This window comes from Erwinia sp. JUb26 (assembly GCF_003751505.1).
Taxonomy (GTDB): Bacteria; Pseudomonadota; Gammaproteobacteria; order Enterobacterales; family Enterobacteriaceae; genus Erwinia.
This window is the reverse complement of the sequence record NZ_RJVB01000002.1, coordinates 773443-789828: the sequence shown is the minus strand read 5'-3', so window position 1 is coordinate 789828 and position 16386 is coordinate 773443. Positions and strand designations below refer to the sequence as shown.

Annotated in this window: 11 protein-coding genes; 10 read left to right on the top strand and 1 reads right to left on the bottom strand. The window is 58.4% G+C overall.

Annotated elements, in window-relative coordinates:
• Positions 1-4: 4 nt before the first annotated feature.
• The 8 genes from gntK to glgP all read left to right on the top strand — a co-directional run bounded on the left by gntK (position 5) and on the right by glgP (position 13246).
• Complete coding sequence (gene gntK, locus EC836_RS08655) at positions 5-544, top strand: gluconokinase (RefSeq protein WP_123332065.1); 540 nt, start codon at positions 5-7, stop codon at positions 542-544.
• A 10-nt stretch (positions 545-554) separates the two neighbouring features.
• Positions 555-1895, top strand: a complete 1341-nt coding sequence (gene gntU, locus EC836_RS08650; protein ID WP_123332063.1) for a gluconate transporter — start codon at positions 555-557, stop codon at positions 1893-1895.
• A 354-nt stretch (positions 1896-2249) separates the two neighbouring features.
• On the top strand, positions 2250-3359 hold the full coding sequence (gene asd, locus EC836_RS08645; RefSeq protein ID WP_123332061.1) for an aspartate-semialdehyde dehydrogenase: 1110 nt from the start codon (positions 2250-2252) through the stop codon (positions 3357-3359).
• 466 nt (positions 3360-3825) lie between these two features.
• Positions 3826-6009: a 1,4-alpha-glucan branching enzyme gene (gene glgB, locus EC836_RS08640; protein WP_123332059.1), complete on the top strand. Its 2184-nt coding sequence runs from the start codon at positions 3826-3828 to the stop codon at positions 6007-6009.
• Positions 6009-7994: a glycogen debranching protein GlgX gene (gene glgX, locus EC836_RS24825; RefSeq protein ID WP_199735088.1), complete on the top strand. Its 1986-nt coding sequence runs from the start codon at positions 6009-6011 to the stop codon at positions 7992-7994. Before glgB ends, glgX begins: the two co-directional genes overlap by 1 nt.
• A gap of 3 nt (positions 7995-7997) precedes the next feature.
• Positions 7998-9287, top strand: a complete 1290-nt coding sequence (gene glgC / locus EC836_RS24820; protein ID WP_199735081.1) for a glucose-1-phosphate adenylyltransferase — start codon at positions 7998-8000, stop codon at positions 9285-9287.
• Positions 9288-9344: 57 nt separating this feature from the next.
• The gene (gene glgA / locus EC836_RS08630; RefSeq protein WP_123332057.1) at positions 9345-10778 is read left to right on the top strand and encodes a glycogen synthase GlgA; all 1434 of its coding nucleotides are present in this window, start codon (positions 9345-9347) and stop codon (positions 10776-10778) included.
• 20 nt (positions 10779-10798) lie between these two features.
• On the top strand, positions 10799-13246 hold the full coding sequence (gene glgP / locus EC836_RS08625; RefSeq protein WP_123332055.1) for a glycogen phosphorylase: 2448 nt from the start codon (positions 10799-10801) through the stop codon (positions 13244-13246).
• Positions 13247-13373: 127 nt separating this feature from the next.
• Here glgP and glpD read toward each other — a convergent pair whose 3' ends face one another.
• On the bottom strand, positions 13374-14879 hold the full coding sequence (glpD, locus tag EC836_RS08620; protein ID WP_123332053.1) for a glycerol-3-phosphate dehydrogenase: 1506 nt from the start codon (positions 14877-14879) through the stop codon (positions 13374-13376).
• A gap of 236 nt (positions 14880-15115) precedes the next feature.
• Between glpD and glpE the strand changes: the two genes are divergently transcribed.
• Positions 15116-15445 carry a thiosulfate sulfurtransferase GlpE gene (gene glpE / locus EC836_RS08615; protein ID WP_123332051.1) on the top strand — a complete coding sequence of 110 codons (330 nt, stop codon included), beginning with the start codon at positions 15116-15118 and terminating at the stop codon, positions 15443-15445.
• A 98-nt stretch (positions 15446-15543) separates the two neighbouring features.
• The gene (gene glpG, locus EC836_RS08610; protein WP_123332049.1) at positions 15544-16374 is read left to right on the top strand and encodes a rhomboid family intramembrane serine protease GlpG; all 831 of its coding nucleotides are present in this window, start codon (positions 15544-15546) and stop codon (positions 16372-16374) included.
• The last annotated feature ends 12 nt before the right edge of the window (positions 16375-16386 follow it).

Genomic DNA, 16386 nt, shown 5'->3' with positions numbered 1-16386 from the left:
AATAATGACCTCATCGACCCCGTCCAATCACGTATTCGTACTGATGGGCGTATCCGGCAGCGGCAAATCCGCCGTGGCCAATGCCGTTGCACATGAACTGAAAGCCGCGTTCCTGGACGGCGATTTCCTGCATCCGCGCGCCAATATTGAAAAAATGGCCGGGGGCCATCCGCTGGATGACACCGACCGTAAACCTTGGTTGAAGTCGATTAACGACGCCGCGTTCGCCATGCAGCGCACCAACGACGTGTCGCTGATCGTCTGCTCGGCGCTGAAAAAGCACTACCGCGATATCCTGCGCGAAGGAAACCAGAACCTGTCCTTCGTCTACCTGAAGGGCGATTTCGACACCATTGAATCCCGCCTGCGCGCGCGCAAAGGCCATTTCTTCAAGCCGCAGATGCTGGTCACCCAGTTCGCTACGCTGGAAGAGCCGGGTAGCGAAGAGAAAGATGTGCTGGTTGTTGATATTAATCAGTCCCTTGATGACGTCATTGCCTCAACGCTGAAAGCCATTGACGGTGCCATCAACAAGACGAAGTAAGTAGGGTGTAATGAGTACTGCAACACTGGTTTTGACCGCAGCAGGTTCGGTATTACTGCTGCTGTTTTTAGTGATGAAGGCGCGCATGCACGCCTTCGTGGCGCTGATGTTAGTGTCGATTGGTGCCGGTGTGTTTTCCGGCATGCCGCTGGATAAAATCGCCCAGACGATGGAAAAAGGGATGGGCGGCACGCTCGGCTTCCTCGCCATCGTCGTGGCGCTGGGGGCGATGTTTGGCAAGATCCTGCATGAAACCGGCGCGGTCGATCAGATCGCCATCCGCATGCTGAAAGCCTTCGGCGAAAGCCGTGCGCACTATGCGATGGGCATTGCCGGACTGATCTGCGCTTTGCCGCTGTTCTTCGAAGTGGCGGTGGTGCTGCTGATCAGCATCGCCTTCGCCGTCGCGCGCCGCACCGGGGATAACCTGGTGAAGCTGGTGATTCCGCTGTTTGCCGGGGTTGCGGCAGCCGCGGCGTTCCTGCTGCCGGGGCCTGCACCGATGCTGCTGGCCTCGCAGATGCACGCGGACTTCGGCTGGATGATCCTGTTGGGGCTGTGTGCGGCAATCCCGGGCATGCTGATTGCCGGTCCGCTATTTGGCCGCTTGATCAGCCAGCACGTGCAGTTCACGCCGCCGGCGGAGAGCGAACATCCCGAATTTGATGAAAGTAAACTGCCGTCGTTTGGCTTCAGCCTGTCGCTGATCCTGTTCCCGCTGGTGCTGGTGGGGCTGAAAACCATCGGCGCACGCTTTACCGAATCCGGCTCCCGCCTGTATGAGTGGCTGGAATTTATCGGCCACCCGTTTACCGCGATCCTGCTGGCCTGCCTGGTGGCGATTTACGGCCTGGCCTACCGCCAGGGCATGGATAAAGAGCGCGTGATGCAGATCTGCGGCGCTGCACTGCAGCCGGCGGGGATCATCCTGCTGGTGATCGGTGCCGGTGGCGTGTTTAAACAGGTGCTGGTGGATTCCGGCGTCGGCCCGGCATTGGGCAATGCGCTGACCGGCGCGGGTCTGCCGGTTGCGCTGGCCTGCTTCGTGCTCTCCGGCGCGGTGCGTATTATTCAGGGCTCGGCGACCGTAGCCTGCCTGACCGCCGTCGGGCTGATTATGCCGGTGATTGAGCCGCTGCATTATTCCGGTGCGCAGCTCGCCGCGCTGTCGATCTGTATTGCCGGCGGCTCGATTATCTTTAGCCACGTCAACGACGCCGGTTTCTGGCTGTTTGGCCGCTTTACCGGCGCAACGGAAGGGCAAACGCTGAAGACCTGGACGATGATGGAAACCATCCTCGGTACCGTCGGGGCGATTATCGGCATGATCGCGTTCGAGCTGCTGTCGTAATTCATTCAGGGGCGGCGATTTTTTTGCTGCCCCTGCTGAATTCTGCATATTACCGCCGTATGACGAGGTTTCGGCTCCTGATACGCCAAAACCCCTATAATCCTCGGTAAAACCCGCTCTGAACGCTGATTTAACAACGATAATAGGGTTGTTGCCGTTATCAGACACCCCCGTTAATCCACCTGTCTCACGCCGTCTGCCGTGGATTATTAGTCCCTCTGCTAAAAAAATCCCCTCAATCGATTTAATTCACTTGCCACTTTTGCTGCACCTTGTAGATTTGGACAGAGTACATCCCGGTGAATTTAACTGAATTACGGGCGTTATCAGTGCGGGCCCGAGGTAAAGGTAGATATGAAAACTGTAGGACTTGTCGGTTGGCGTGGCATGGTTGGTTCCGTGCTGATGCAGCGTATGATCGAAGAGCGTGACTTTGACGTTGTGCGCCCGGTGTTTTTCTCCACTTCCCAGCACGGCCAGGCCGCGCCGGAGTTCGGCGGCCGCTCTGCCGGTACGCTGCAGGATGCGTTTGATATCGATGCGCTGAGCGCGCTGGATATCATCATCACCTGCCAGGGTGGCGATTACACCAGCGACGTTTATCCAAAACTGCGTGCCGCGGGCTGGCAGGGTTACTGGATTGACGCGGCTTCCACGCTGCGCATGAAGGACGATGCGATTATTATCCTCGACCCGGTAAACCACCAGGTTATCCACGACGGCCTGAACAACGGCATTAAAACCTTCGTCGGCGGTAACTGCACCGTCAGCCTGATGCTGATGTCGCTGGGCGGCCTGTTTGCCAACGATCTGGTGGAGTGGGCGTCCGTTGCTACCTATCAGGCGGCGTCCGGCGGCGGCGCGCGCCATATGCGCGAACTGCTGGCCCAGATGGGCATGCTGCATGACCACGTGGCAAAAGAACTGCACAACCCGGCATCGGCCATTCTCGATATCGAGCGCCGCGTGACCGAACTGACCCGCAGCGGCACCCTGCCAACCGATAACTTCGGCGTACCGCTGGCCGGCAGCCTGATCCCATGGATCGATAAGCAGCTGGATAACGGCCAGAGCCGCGAAGAGTGGAAAGGCCAGGCGGAAACCAACAAAATCCTGCGTACCGACAGCGTGATCCCGGTCGACGGCCTGTGCGTGCGCGTCGGCGCGCTGCGCTGCCACAGCCAGGCGTTTACGCTGAAGCTGAAGAAAGACGTGCCACTGGATGAGATTACCCAGCTGCTGTCTTCCCACAACGAGTGGGTGAAGGTGGTGCCGAACGATCGTGAGCTGACCATGCGTGAGCTGACGCCTGCTGCGGTTACCGGCACGCTGAACACCCCGGTGGGTCGCCTGCGTAAGCTGAATATGGGGCCGGAATATCTTTCCGCCTTCACCGTTGGCGATCAGCTGCTGTGGGGCGCGGCTGAACCGCTGCGCCGTATGCTGCGCCTGCTGGTCGGCTAAACGGCTGCGCGTTCCCCTGTCGCCTGCGGCAGGGGAACGTATCCTTTTGTTATATTTTAATTCAGTCATTATCACTTACGGCATTATTTGTTATTACCCGTTTTCTGAATATCCGATCCACCGTTTTGAGTTTTCCCGCCTGATTCGGGGCTTTCCCAACTGGCGTCTAAGAAGCTTCTGACGTTCCTGCCTTACGCCCTAACAGCAGTACAGTTTGATGTGAAAGAAATATTTTTACGCTTTCGTACCCGGCTATTGTTGTCACCTGGCTATGCTTAAATCAGTCGTTGTTCCACCAGCAAATAAAAGTTTCGCTTAAGGGTTTATTCTCGCGTGCTGCGGTGGTTTTTCCAGCGGATGGTCACCTCCCTGGCAGCATGCCATTAAGCTCAATGAAGAGCAGAGTATGTCCCGACGTTGTTAACACGTCCGGTCATCGCCTGCCGTCTATCAAGGGAAGAAAGTCATGTCAGAGCTTGCCGATCGTCGTGTGATTAATGCTTTACTTTCTGGTCACCTCGCTGACCCTTTTTCTCTTTTGGGTATGCATCAGACTGATAAAGGTCTGGTGGTTCGCGCACTGCTGCCGGACGCCAGTGAAGTCTGGGTGATTGAAACCAGCACCGGACGTAAATGCGCACAGCTGGAGTGCCTGGACGGACGCGGTTTTTTCCAGGCGGTGATCCCCCGCCGTAAGAATATGTTTCGTTATCAGCTGGCAGTGACGTGGCACGGCCAGCAAAACCTGATTGATGATGCCTACCGGTTTGGCCCGCTGCTGCCCGAAATGGACAGCTGGCTGCTGGCGGAAGGCACGCACCTGCGGCCCTACGAGAAAATGGGTGCGCACGCCGATGTGATTGATGGCGTAATCGGCACGCGCTTCGCCGTCTGGGCACCGAATGCCCAGCGCGTTTCGGTGGTGGGCGAGTTCAACTACTGGGACGGTCGCCGTCATCCGATGCGCTTCCGCCGTGAGCAGGGCGTATGGGAGCTGTTTATTCCGGCCGCCCGCCCGGGCCAGCTGTATAAATTCGAAATCGTTGATGCCCACGGCCAGCTGCGGATGAAGGCCGACCCGTACGCCTTTGAGGCCCAGATGCGGCCGCAGACCGCCTCAATGATTTGCGGCCTGCCGGAAAAGACCGAAATTTCCCCCGAACGCCAGCGTGCTAACGGCTTTGATGTCCCGATCTCAATTTATGAGGTGCATCTGGGGTCCTGGCGTCGCCATACTGATAACAACTTCTGGCTAAGCTACAAAGAGTTGGAGGAACAGCTGGTTCCCTATGCCGTGGAGATGGGGTTTACCCATCTGGAGCTAATGCCGATTAACGAGCATCCTTTCGACGGCAGCTGGGGCTATCAGCCGCTGGGCATGTACGCACCTACCCGGCGTTTTGGTACCCGCGACGAGTTCCGCTCGTTTGTCGCCGCGGCGCACAACGCCGGGCTTAACGTGCTGCTCGACTGGGTGCCGGGGCACTTTCCGTCGGACGAGTTTGGCCTGTCGAACTTTGACGGCACCCACCTCTACGAGCACAGCGATCCGCGCGAGGGCTATCACCAGGACTGGAATACCCTGATTTATAATTTTGGCCGCCGGGAAGTGAGCAACTACCTGGCGGGCAATGCGCTGTACTGGATCGAACGTTTTGGCATCGACGGCCTGCGCGTGGATGCCGTCGCCTCGATGATTTATCGCGACTACAGCCGCGCCGAAGGTGAATGGGTACCTAACTACTACGGCGGGCGGGAAAATCTGGAGGCGATCTCCTTCCTGCGCTACACCAACCGCACGCTGGGTCATGCCGCGCCGGGTTCCATCACCGTTGCTGAAGAGTCGACGGACTTTAACGGCGTCTCACGGCCGCCGGAAATGGGCGGTCTGGGCTTCTGGTTCAAGTGGAACCTCGGCTGGATGCACGACACGCTCGACTATATGAAGCTGGACCCGGTTCACCGCCGCTATCATCACGATTTACTGACCTTCGGCATGCTCTACAACTACACCGAAAACTTTGTGCTGCCGCTGTCGCATGATGAAGTGGTGCACGGCAAACGATCGATTCTCGACCGTATGCCGGGCGATGCCTGGCAGAAGTTCGCCAACCTGCGCGCCTATTACGGCTGGATGTTTGGCTTCCCCGGCAAAAAGCTGCTGTTTATGGGTAACGAATTTGCCCAGGGACGCGAGTGGGATCACGACAGCAGCCTGGACTGGCACCTGCTGGAGGGCGGCGATAGCTGGCATAACGGCGTGCAGCGGCTGGTGCGCGATCTTAACCATACCTACCGCGCGCAGCCTGCGCTTTATCAGCTCGACTTCGAACCCGCCGGGTTTGAGTGGCTGGTGGTGGATGACTTTGAAAACTCGGTGTTTGTGTATGTGCGCCGCGACCGCGACGGCAACGAACTGATCGTCGCCAGCAATTTTACCCCTGTACCGCGCTATGACTATCGCTTTGGCGTCTCGCAGGGCGGGCGCTGGCGTGAAGTACTGAACACCGATTCGGGCCACTATCACGGCGGCAATCTCGGCAACTGCGGCACCATCGAGACCGATGACTGGGGAAGCCATGGCCGCAGCCACTCGCTGAGCCTGACGCTGCCGCCGCTTTCCACCCTGTGGCTGGTGCGGGAGGCGTAATGGCACCGATACGCTCGGGTAAACCGCAGCCTCTCGGGGCCAGCTATGACGGCAAAGGCGTGAACTTTACGCTGTTCTCTCAGCACGCCGAGCGCGTGGAGCTGTGCCTGTTTGATGCCGGCGGTGGCGAAAAACGTATCGATCTGCCCGCGCGCACCGGCGACATCTGGCACGGCTATCTGCCGGCGATCCATCCGGGACAGCGCTACGGCTATCGGGTACACGGCCCGTGGGCGCCGGAGTTGGGCCAGCGGTTTAACCCGGCGAAGCTGCTGGTGGATCCCTGCGCGCACGAGGTGCAGGGTGAGGTGACCGACGATCCCCGCTTCCAGTGCGGCGAACAGGTGCCGGATGCCGTGGACAGCGGCTGCATTGCGCCGAAATGCGTGGTGCTGGCCGATGACTACGACTGGGAGGATGACACCGCGCCACGGGTTCCCTGGGGCAGCACGGTAATTTACGAGGCGCACGTTCGTGGCCTGACCTGCCAGCATCCCGATCTGCCGCCGGAGATCCGCGGTACCTACGCAGCGCTGGGGCATCCGGTGATGATTGCCTATTTTCAGCGGCTGGGGATCACCAGCCTTGAACTGCTGCCGGTCGCCTGCTTCGCCAGCGAACCGCGCCTGCTGCGCATGGGGCTGACCAACTACTGGGGCTACAACCCGCTGGCCTGCTATGCGCTGGATACGCGCTATGCTGCCGGGCATAACGCGCGCGAAGAGTTCCAGCAGGCGGTGAAGGCGCTGCATCGGGCGGGCATTGAGGTGATTCTGGACGTGGTGTTTAACCACACGGCGGAGCTGGAAGAAACCGGCCCGATGCTGTCGATGCGCGGCATTGATAACCCGAGCTATTACTGGCTGACCGGGCAGGGTGAATACCAAAACTGGACCGGCTGCGGCAATACGCAAAACCTCAGCCATCCGCAGGTGATGGCGTGGGTGCTCGACTGCCTGCGTTACTGGGTGGAGGTGTGCCACGTTGACGGCTTCCGCTTCGACCTGGCCACGGTGCTGGGCCGTACGCCGGATTATCGGCGCGATGCACCGCTGTTCCAGGCGATTGCCGCCGATCCGCTGCTCTCGCAGTGCAAAACGATCGCCGAACCCTGGGATATCGGGCCGGGCGGCTATCAGGTGGGGAATTTCCCTCCGCCGTTTGCCGAATGGAACGATCACTTCCGCGATGCCGCCCGCCGCTACTGGCTGCACGGTGAGCTGTCCAACGGCGAGTTTGCCCGGCGGTTTGCCGGTTCCAGCGATGTTTTCCAGCACGACGGGCGGCCGCCTTCCAGCAGCATTAATCTGATTACCGCGCACGACGGCTTTACCCTGCGTGATGTGGTCAGCTTCAACCAGAAGCACAATGAGGCCAACGGTGAAGACAACCGTGACGGCAGCAGCAGCAACTTCAGCCATAACCACGGCGTTGAAGGGCTGCGTGCGCCGCTGCTGATCGTGGAGCATCGCCGCCGCAGCGTACACGCGCTGCTGACCACGCTGCTGCTGGCGCAGGGAACGCCCATGCTGCTGGCGGGTGATGAACACGGCCACAGCCAGCACGGAAATAATAATGCCTATTGCCAGGATAACCCGCTGACCTGGCTTGACTGGCGGCATCACGATAGCGGGTTGTTTTCCTTCACCGCCGCGTTAATTCATCTCAGGCGTCGTATTCCGGCGCTACAGGTCGATCGCTGGTGGCAGGAGGGCGATGGAAACGTCGAGTGGCTGAATTACCAGGGTCAGCCGCTCAGCGCCAGTGAATGGCAGCAGGGAGCGCATCGTTTGCAGATCCGGCTTTCACAGCACTGGCTGATCGTGCTCAATGCCACCGAAGAAGTGTGCGATCTGGTGCTACCTCCGGGGCAATGGCGGGCCATACCGCCGTTTGCCGGGGAGGATAACCCGATACTGTCAACTGTCTGGCATGGTGCAGTGCATGGTGTGTGTGTGTTCCAGGAAAAATCATATCAGGAGTAAGGCATGGCCAAATTAGATAAGAATGATTCCCTGATGCTGGCAAGACAACTGCCAACGCAAACTGTTGCCCTCATCCTCGCGGGCGGACGCGGTACGCGACTGCGCGATCTTACCGCCAAGCGCGCCAAACCGGCGGTTCACTTCGGCGGGAAGTTTCGCATTATCGACTTCGCGCTCTCCAACTGCCTGAATTCAGGGATCCGCCGGATCGCGGTGATCACCCAGTATCAGTCGCATACGCTGGTACAGCACATTCAGCGCGGCTGGTCATTCCTGAATGAAGAGATGAATGAGTTCGTCGATCTTCTGCCTGCGCAGCAGCGGCTGTCGACCGAGCACTGGTATCGCGGCACCGCGGATGCGGTCACGCAGAACCTGGATATCATCCGACGCTATCGCGCACAGTACATCGTGATTCTGGCGGGTGACCATATCTACAAAATGGACTACTCGCGCATGCTGCTTGACCACGTCGAAAATGACGCGCGCTGCACCATTGCCTGCCTGCCGGTGCCGCTGGAAGAAGCCAGTTCATTCGGTGTGATGAAGGTGGATGAAAATAACCGCGTGGTGGAGTTTCTTGAGAAACCCGCCGATCCGCCGTCGATGCCCGGTGATGACAGCAAGGCGCTGGCCAGCATGGGCATCTATGTGTTTGACGCCGCCTATCTTTACGGTCTGCTGGAAGCGGATCAGGAGCTGCCGGAGTCCGACCACGACTTCGGCAAAGATCTGCTGCCGAAGATCGTGGCCAGCGGCGAAGCGCTCGCTCACTCCTTTAATCTTTCCTGCGTACAAAGTGGGGAACCTAGCGAGCCATACTGGCGCGACGTCGGTACGCTGGAAGCCTACTGGAAGGCGAATCTCGATCTGGCCTCGGTGACGCCGGAGCTGGACATGTACGACAGCACATGGCCGATTCGCACCCATATGGAACCCCTGCCGCCGGCGAAATTTGTCCAGGATCGCTCCGGCAGCCACGGTATGACGATGAATTCACTGGTGTCGGGGGGCTGCATTATCTCCGGCTCGGTGGTAGTGAACTCGGTGCTGTTCTCCCGCGTTCGAATTAACTCCTTCTGCAATATTGAGTCGTCGGTATTACTGCCGGATGTGGAGGTAGGACGATCCTGCCGCCTGCGCCGCTGCGTGATCGACCGCGCCTGCGTGCTGCCAGAAGGGACGGTGATTGGCGAAAACCCGGACGATGATGCCCGGCGTTTCCACCGATCGGAAGAGGGGATTGTTCTGGTCACAAGGACCATGCTGGCGAAGCTCGGCTGGATCAGCTAGGCGGAAACGCGTGGTGCCCTGACGGCATCACGCTCTGGCACTGTTAAGGAGCCGATAATGCAGGTGTTACATGTCTGTTCAGAGATTTTCCCGCTGCTGAAAACCGGCGGGCTTGCTGATGTTGTTGGGGCATTACCGGCGGCGCAGATTGCAGCGGGAATTGATACGCGCGTGTTACTTCCGGCCTTCCCCGATCTGAAAAAAGGGATTGTCGATGCGGTGGTGGTGGCGAAACTGCAAACCTTCGCCGGTTATGTCGAACTGCTGTTCGGGCATTATGACGGGGTGGGGATCTACCTGATCGACGCGCCGGGTCTTTACGACAGACCGGGCAGTCCGTATCACGACGAGTCACAGTTTGCCTACACCGATAACTATCTGCGCTTTGCGCTACTGGGCTGGATGGGCTGTGAAATGGCCTGTGGTCTGGACACATTCTGGCGTCCCGATGTGGTTCACGCCCACGACTGGCACGCCGGTCTGACGTGTGCCTATCTGGCCGCCCGTGGCCGCCCGGCGAAGTCGGTGTTTACCGTGCACAACCTGGCGTATCAGGGGCTGTTTAACGCAAACCATCTGGAGCAGATCCAGCTGCCGCGTTCGTTTTTCAATATGTACGGCCTGGAGTTTTTTGGCCAAATCTCCTATCTCAAAGCCGGGTTGTTTTACGCCGACCATATCACGGCGGTCAGCCCGACATATGCCCAGGAAATCACCCAGCCGGAGTTTGGCTACGGCATGGAAGACCTGTTGAAGCAGCGCCAGCTGGAAGGTCGGCTGAGCGGCATCCTGAACGGCGTCGATCCGGCTATCTGGGATCCGCAGCACGACCCGTTGCTGACGGCGCGCTACAACCGCGATGTTCTCGATTCGAAGGTGGAGAACAAGCGCCAGCTGCAAATCGCCATGGGTCTGAAAATTGACGAGAAGGCACCGATTTTTGCCGTAGTCAGTCGCCTGACCAAACAAAAAGGGCTGGATCTGGTGCTGGAGGCGCTACCGGGCCTGCTGGAGCAGGGCGGCCAGCTGGTGCTGCTGGGGGCCGGAGATGCGGTCCTGCAGCAGGGATTCCTGGCCGCCGCCGCCGAGTACCCGGGCCAGGTGGGCGTGCAGATCGGCTATCACGAGGCGTTCTCCCACCGCATTATGGGCGGCGCGGACGTAATTCTGGTGCCCAGCCGCTTTGAGCCCTGCGGCCTGACTCAGCTCTACGGACTGAAATACGGCACCCTGCCGCTGGTACGGCGCACTGGTGGCCTGGCCGATACGGTTAACGATTGTTCGCTGGAGAACCTGGCAGACGGGATCGCCAGCGGTTTTGTGTTCGAAGATAGCAACGCGTGGTCACTGCTGCGCGCTATCCGACGTGCTTTCGTCCTCTGGTCCCGTCCTTCGCTCTGGCGCTATGTTCAGCGCCAGGCCATGGGGATGGATTTTAGCTGGCAGGTGGCTGCTGTGGCCTACCGCGATCTCTATCAACGTTTGTTGTAACCTGATGAAGGGAAACTGATATGAACGCACCTTTCTCCTATGCCTCACCGACGCTCAGCGTGGATGCACTCAAGCACTCAATTGCCTATAAGCTGATGTTTACCATTGGTAAAGATCCGTCGATTGCCAATAAACACGAGTGGCTTAACGCCACATTACTGGCGGTACGCGATCGTATGGTGGAGCGCTGGCTGCGTTCAAATCGTGCCCAGCTGTCGCAGGATGTCCGGCAGGTTTACTACCTGTCGATGGAGTTTCTGGTTGGCCGCACCTTATCCAACGCTCTGCTGGCTATGGGGATTTATGAGGATGCGCAGACGGCGCTGGAAGAGATGGGCTTCAACCTTGAAGAACTGATCGAAGAAGAGAGCGATCCCGGACTGGGAAACGGCGGTCTGGGCCGCCTGGCGGCCTGTTTCCTGGACTCACTTGCCACGCTTGGCCTGCCGGGGCGCGGCTACGGCATCCGCTACGACTACGGTATGTTTAAGCAGAATATCGTCGACGGCCAGCAGGCGGAATCCCCGGACTACTGGCTGGAATACGGCAACCCGTGGGAGTTTCAGCGCTTCAACACCCGCTACAAGGTGCGCTTTGGCGGGCGTATCCAGCAGGAAGGCAGCCGTTCACGCTGGGTCGAAACGGAAGAAGTGCTGGCTATGGCCTACGATCAGATCATCCCCGGGTTTGATACCGATGCCACCAACACGCTGCGGCTGTGGGGCGCGCAGGCCAGTAACGAAATCAATCTCGGCAAGTTTAACCAGGGGGATTACTTCGCGGCGGTGGAAGATAAAAACCATTCGGAAAACGTGTCCCGCGTGCTGTACCCCGATGATTCGACCTATTCAGGCCGCGAGCTGCGCCTGCGTCAGGAGTATTTCCTGGTGTCCTCCACGGTGCAGGATATCCTCCATCGCCACTGGGCGATGCATCAGACCTTCGACAATCTGGCGGATAAAATCGCCATCCACCTGAATGATACCCATCCGGTGCTGGCCATCCCTGAGCTGATGCGCGTGCTGATCGATGAGAGCAAATTCAGCTGGGACGACGCGTTCGGCGTGGCCTGCCAGGTGTTTTCCTACACCAACCACACGCTGATGCAGGAAGCGCTGGAAACGTGGCCGGTGGATATGATTGGCAAGATCCTGCCGCGCCATCTGCAGATTATCTTTGAGATTAACGACTACTTCCTGAAAACTATTCAGGATCAGTACCCGGAGGACTGGGAGCTGCTGTCGCGCATCTCGATCATTGATGAAAATAACGGCCGCAAGGTACGTATGGCGTGGCTGGCGGTGGTGGTGAGCCACAAGGTGAACGGCGTCTCAGAGCTGCACTCTAACCTGATGGTGCAGTCACTGTTTGCCGATTTCGCCAAACTCTTCCCGGGCCGTTTCTGCAATAAAACCAACGGCGTGACGCCGCGCCGCTGGCTGGCGCTGGCTAACCCGGCGCTGTCCAACGTGCTGGACGAGGCGATTGGCCGCACCTGGCGCACCGAGCTCAGCCAGCTGGAAGAGCTGAAGCAGCATATTGATTACCCGAATTTCATTGGCAAGATTCGCGATGCCAAACTGGCAAACAAAAAACGGCTGGCGGTGTTTATCGCCCAGAAGCTGGATATCGTCGTCGACCCGCACGCCATGTTCGACGTGCAGATCAAGCGCATCCACGAATACAAGCGGCAGCTGTTGAATGTGCTGCACGTGATCACCCGCTACAACCGCATTAAAGCGGATCCGGATGCCGACTGGGTGCCGCGCGTCTGCATCTTCGCCGGTAAAGCCGCCTCGGCCTATTACATGGCCAAGCACATCATTCATCTGATTAACGATGTGGCGAAGGTGATCAACAGCGATCCGCAGGTGAAGAACCGGCTGAAGGTGGTGTTTATTCCTAACTACGGCGTCAGCCTGGCGCAGATCATCATTCCGGCGGCCGATCTCTCCGAGCAGATTTCGCTGGCCGGTACGGAGGCCTCCGGCACCAGTAATATGAAGTTTGCTCTGAACGGTGCACTGACCATCGGCACGCTGGACGGCGCTAACGTCGAGATGCAGGAGCACGTGGGGGAAGAGAATATCTTTATCTTCGGCAACACCACGCCGCAGGTCGAGGCGTTGCGCAATAATGGCTACAGCTCGCATAAATACTACGAGCAGGATGCGGAGCTGCATCAGGTATTGACGCAGATCGCCACCGGAACGTTCAGTCCGCAGGAGCCAAACCGCTACCGTAATATTTTCGATTCACTGGTTAACCTCGGCGATCACTATCAGCTGCTGGCCGACTACCGCAGCTACGTCGATACCCAGGATAAGGTCGATAAGCTGTATCGCAATAAGGACGAGTGGACGCGACGGGCGCTGATTAATATCGCCGGTATGGGATATTTCTCTTCGGATCGCACCATCCAGGAGTATGCGGACGAAATTTGGGGCATTCAGCCCATCCGTCTGTAGAGCGTCGGGGAAAAAAAGGCGACCGCTGTCTGGCGGTCGCCCTTTTTGTTTGCAGCGCTCAGCCCCTTATCAGATAAGGGGAGCGTGATTCGGTTCTGGTACGCCAGCCGATTTCAACCGGCAGCGTTCAGGACACCAGCGACAGTACAGGCTTGGCGTGCTGTTCCAGCCACTCGGCAACGCGCGCCTGCTGCTGCGCGTTCAGCCACATACCTTCTTTCGTCCGGCGCCATATTGCATCTTCTTTAGTGCGAACCCACTCTTTCTGCACCAGATAACGCAGCTCCGCCTCGTAGAAGTGGTGGCCAAACAGCTCGCCCAAATCATCCAGGCTTTTCGCCTCTTTCAGGAACAGCTCGCTGCTGCTGCCGTAGGTGCGGGCATAGTGACGGGCCATCTCTTCGGTGATAAACGGATAGCGGCGGCGCAGGCTGGCCGCGTAATCTTCACGGCTGCCGGCAAAATCCCCGCCCGGCAGCACGCAGGTTTTGGTCCATGCGGCACCGATACCCGGGTAGTATTTGCTGAGCTTCTCCATCGCATGCTCGGCCAGCTTGCGGTAGGTAGTCAGCTTGCCGCCGAATACCGACAGCAGCGGCGCCTGTCCCTGCTCGTCGTGCACGTCCAGCGTATAGTCGCGGGTAATCGCCTGCGGAGAATCGGACTCGTCATCGCACAGCGGGCGCACGCCGGAATAGGTCCAGACGATATCGTCCTTCGCCAGCGTTTTCTTAAAGTGGGCGTTGAAAACCTTCAGCAGATAGTCGATCTCGTTGTCGTCGATTTTGACGTCTTTCGGATCGCCCTTGTACTCCACGTCGGTGGTGCCGATGATCGAGAACTCATCCATCCATGGGATGACGAACACAATGCGGTGATCTTCGTTCTGCAGGATATAGGCCTGCTTCTGGGTATGCACGCGCGGCACCACGATATGGCTGCCTTTAATCAGGCGGATACCGTAAGGGGATTTCAGCTTCAGCCCGTCATCGAACAGCTGTTTTACCCACGGACCGGCGGCGTTGACCAGGCCCTTCGCCTGCCAGGTGTGAACTTTACCGCTGTCGATATCTTCGGCTTCCACGGTCCACAGGCCGTTTTCACGCCAGGCTTTGGTCACGCGGGTGCGGGTGCGCACTTCTCCGCCGCGTTTCTCAATTTCCTGAGCGTTGAGCACCACCAGGCGGGCATCGTCCACCCAGCAGTCGGAATATTCGAAACCGCGCACGATTTCAGTGTTAAGTACCGATTCTGCACCAAAACGCAAACCTTTACTTCCCGGCAGGCTGGTACGCTTACCGAGATGATCGTACATAAACAGGCCAATACGGATCATCCAGGCCGGGCGCAGATGCGGGCGGTGCGGCAGGCGGAAGCGCATCGGGAAGGCGATATGCGGGGCCATCTTGAGCAGGACTTCACGCTCGGCCAGCGCTTCGCTGACCAGACGGAATTCATAGTGTTCCAGATAGCGCAGGCCACCGTGGATGAGTTTAGAACTGGCGGAAGAGGTAGCGCAGGCGAGGTCCTGGGCCTCCAGCATCAGCACCGACAATCCGCGTCCGGCTGCATCGGCCGCAATACCCGCGCCGTTAATACCGCCGCCGATTACGATCAGGTCTTTGATTTCCACGTCATCTCCTCCGATGTTCGGAATCGTTCAATAATGTTCGTTTTCGAGCATTATAGTAATCGCAAACCAACATTGACGCCAGCGTTAACCGGATAAAAACATTTATGCGTGATGCAGGTAACATAATTGTATTAACAATTACGCAAATTACTCAGGATAAGTCTGGTTAAAGCGTGCCTGCTTCAGGCTACAATAGGATTTATTTTGCGATTTTTGACTGTTAACGAGACCCCACCATGGAACAATTTGAGTGTATCAACGTCCAGGAAGCCCGGCAGAAGCTGGCCGAAGGTCAAACCCTGCTGGTTGATATCCGCGATCCGCAAAGCTTCTCTGCGGCGCATGCGACCGGCGCTTTCCACCTGACCAATGACTCGCTGCCCGCCCTGATGGCCACTGCCGATCTGAGCGGTGCGGTGCTGGTGATGTGCTACCACGGTAACAGCAGCAAGGGGGCCGCCCAGTATCTGCTGAACCAGGGGTTTGCTGAGGCCTACAGCATCGACGGCGGTTTTGACGCCTGGTACACCGCGTTTCCGCAGCAGGTAGAATCTGACGCTCGCTGACCGACGTGCGGCGGTGGAAGCCGTTGATCCTGCACGCGTCGGTGTGACCGGGTATACTGCCGCTCTCGTTTTAAACCACAGGGAATCTGCCTTCAATTATGCGCATCACCCAATTTACCCATCTGCGCCTGGCGCAGGCGTTTGTTGACTACATGGCGACGCGCGGCGTTACGCTGCGTATTGAGCAGGAAGGCGGCTACACGCTGTGGCTGGATGATGAATCTCAGTTAAGCGTGGTCGAAAACGAACTTAACCAGTTTATTCGCGAGCCGGATCATCCGCGCTATCAGGCGGCGAGCTGGAAAACCGAAAACACCGACAGTGGCATTCAGTACGTCAGGCCTGCCGGACCGCCGCTGAAAGAACGGCTGAAGGAGATGGCCGGGCCCCTAACCATCGGTGTGAGTGTGGCATCCATACTGGTCTACCTGCTGATTGCGCTGGGCGGCTATGCACAGGCGATTGCCTGGCTCGGCTGGCCGAAAGACAGCATGCAGCATTTCCAGGTATGGCGCTGGTTCAGCCACGTGCTGATGAACTTCTCGCTGCTTGCGCTGCTGATTAACCTGCTGTGGTGGTTTTATATCGGCGGGCGCATCGAAAAACAGCTCGGCAGCGGTAAGCTGTTTACCATCGCGCTAATCTCCGCGCTGCTGTGCGGCTTCGCGCAGTCCCGCTTTAACGGCTTCTGGTTCGGCGGGCTGTCTGGCGTTGATCATGCGCTGGTTGCCTATGCCTGGCTGCACGCGATGCGCGACGAGCGCAGTCCGCTAAATATCGGCGGCGGGCTGATGGGCATCTTTGTCGTGTGGGTGGTGCTGGAAGCAACGGGCGTATTTGGGGCGAATACCGGCCTGCCAAGCCACATTGCCGGGCTGCTGGTGGGGCTGGCAATGGCGTTTGTCGACACCCGTCAGAAAAAACGATAACAGGGGAACTCT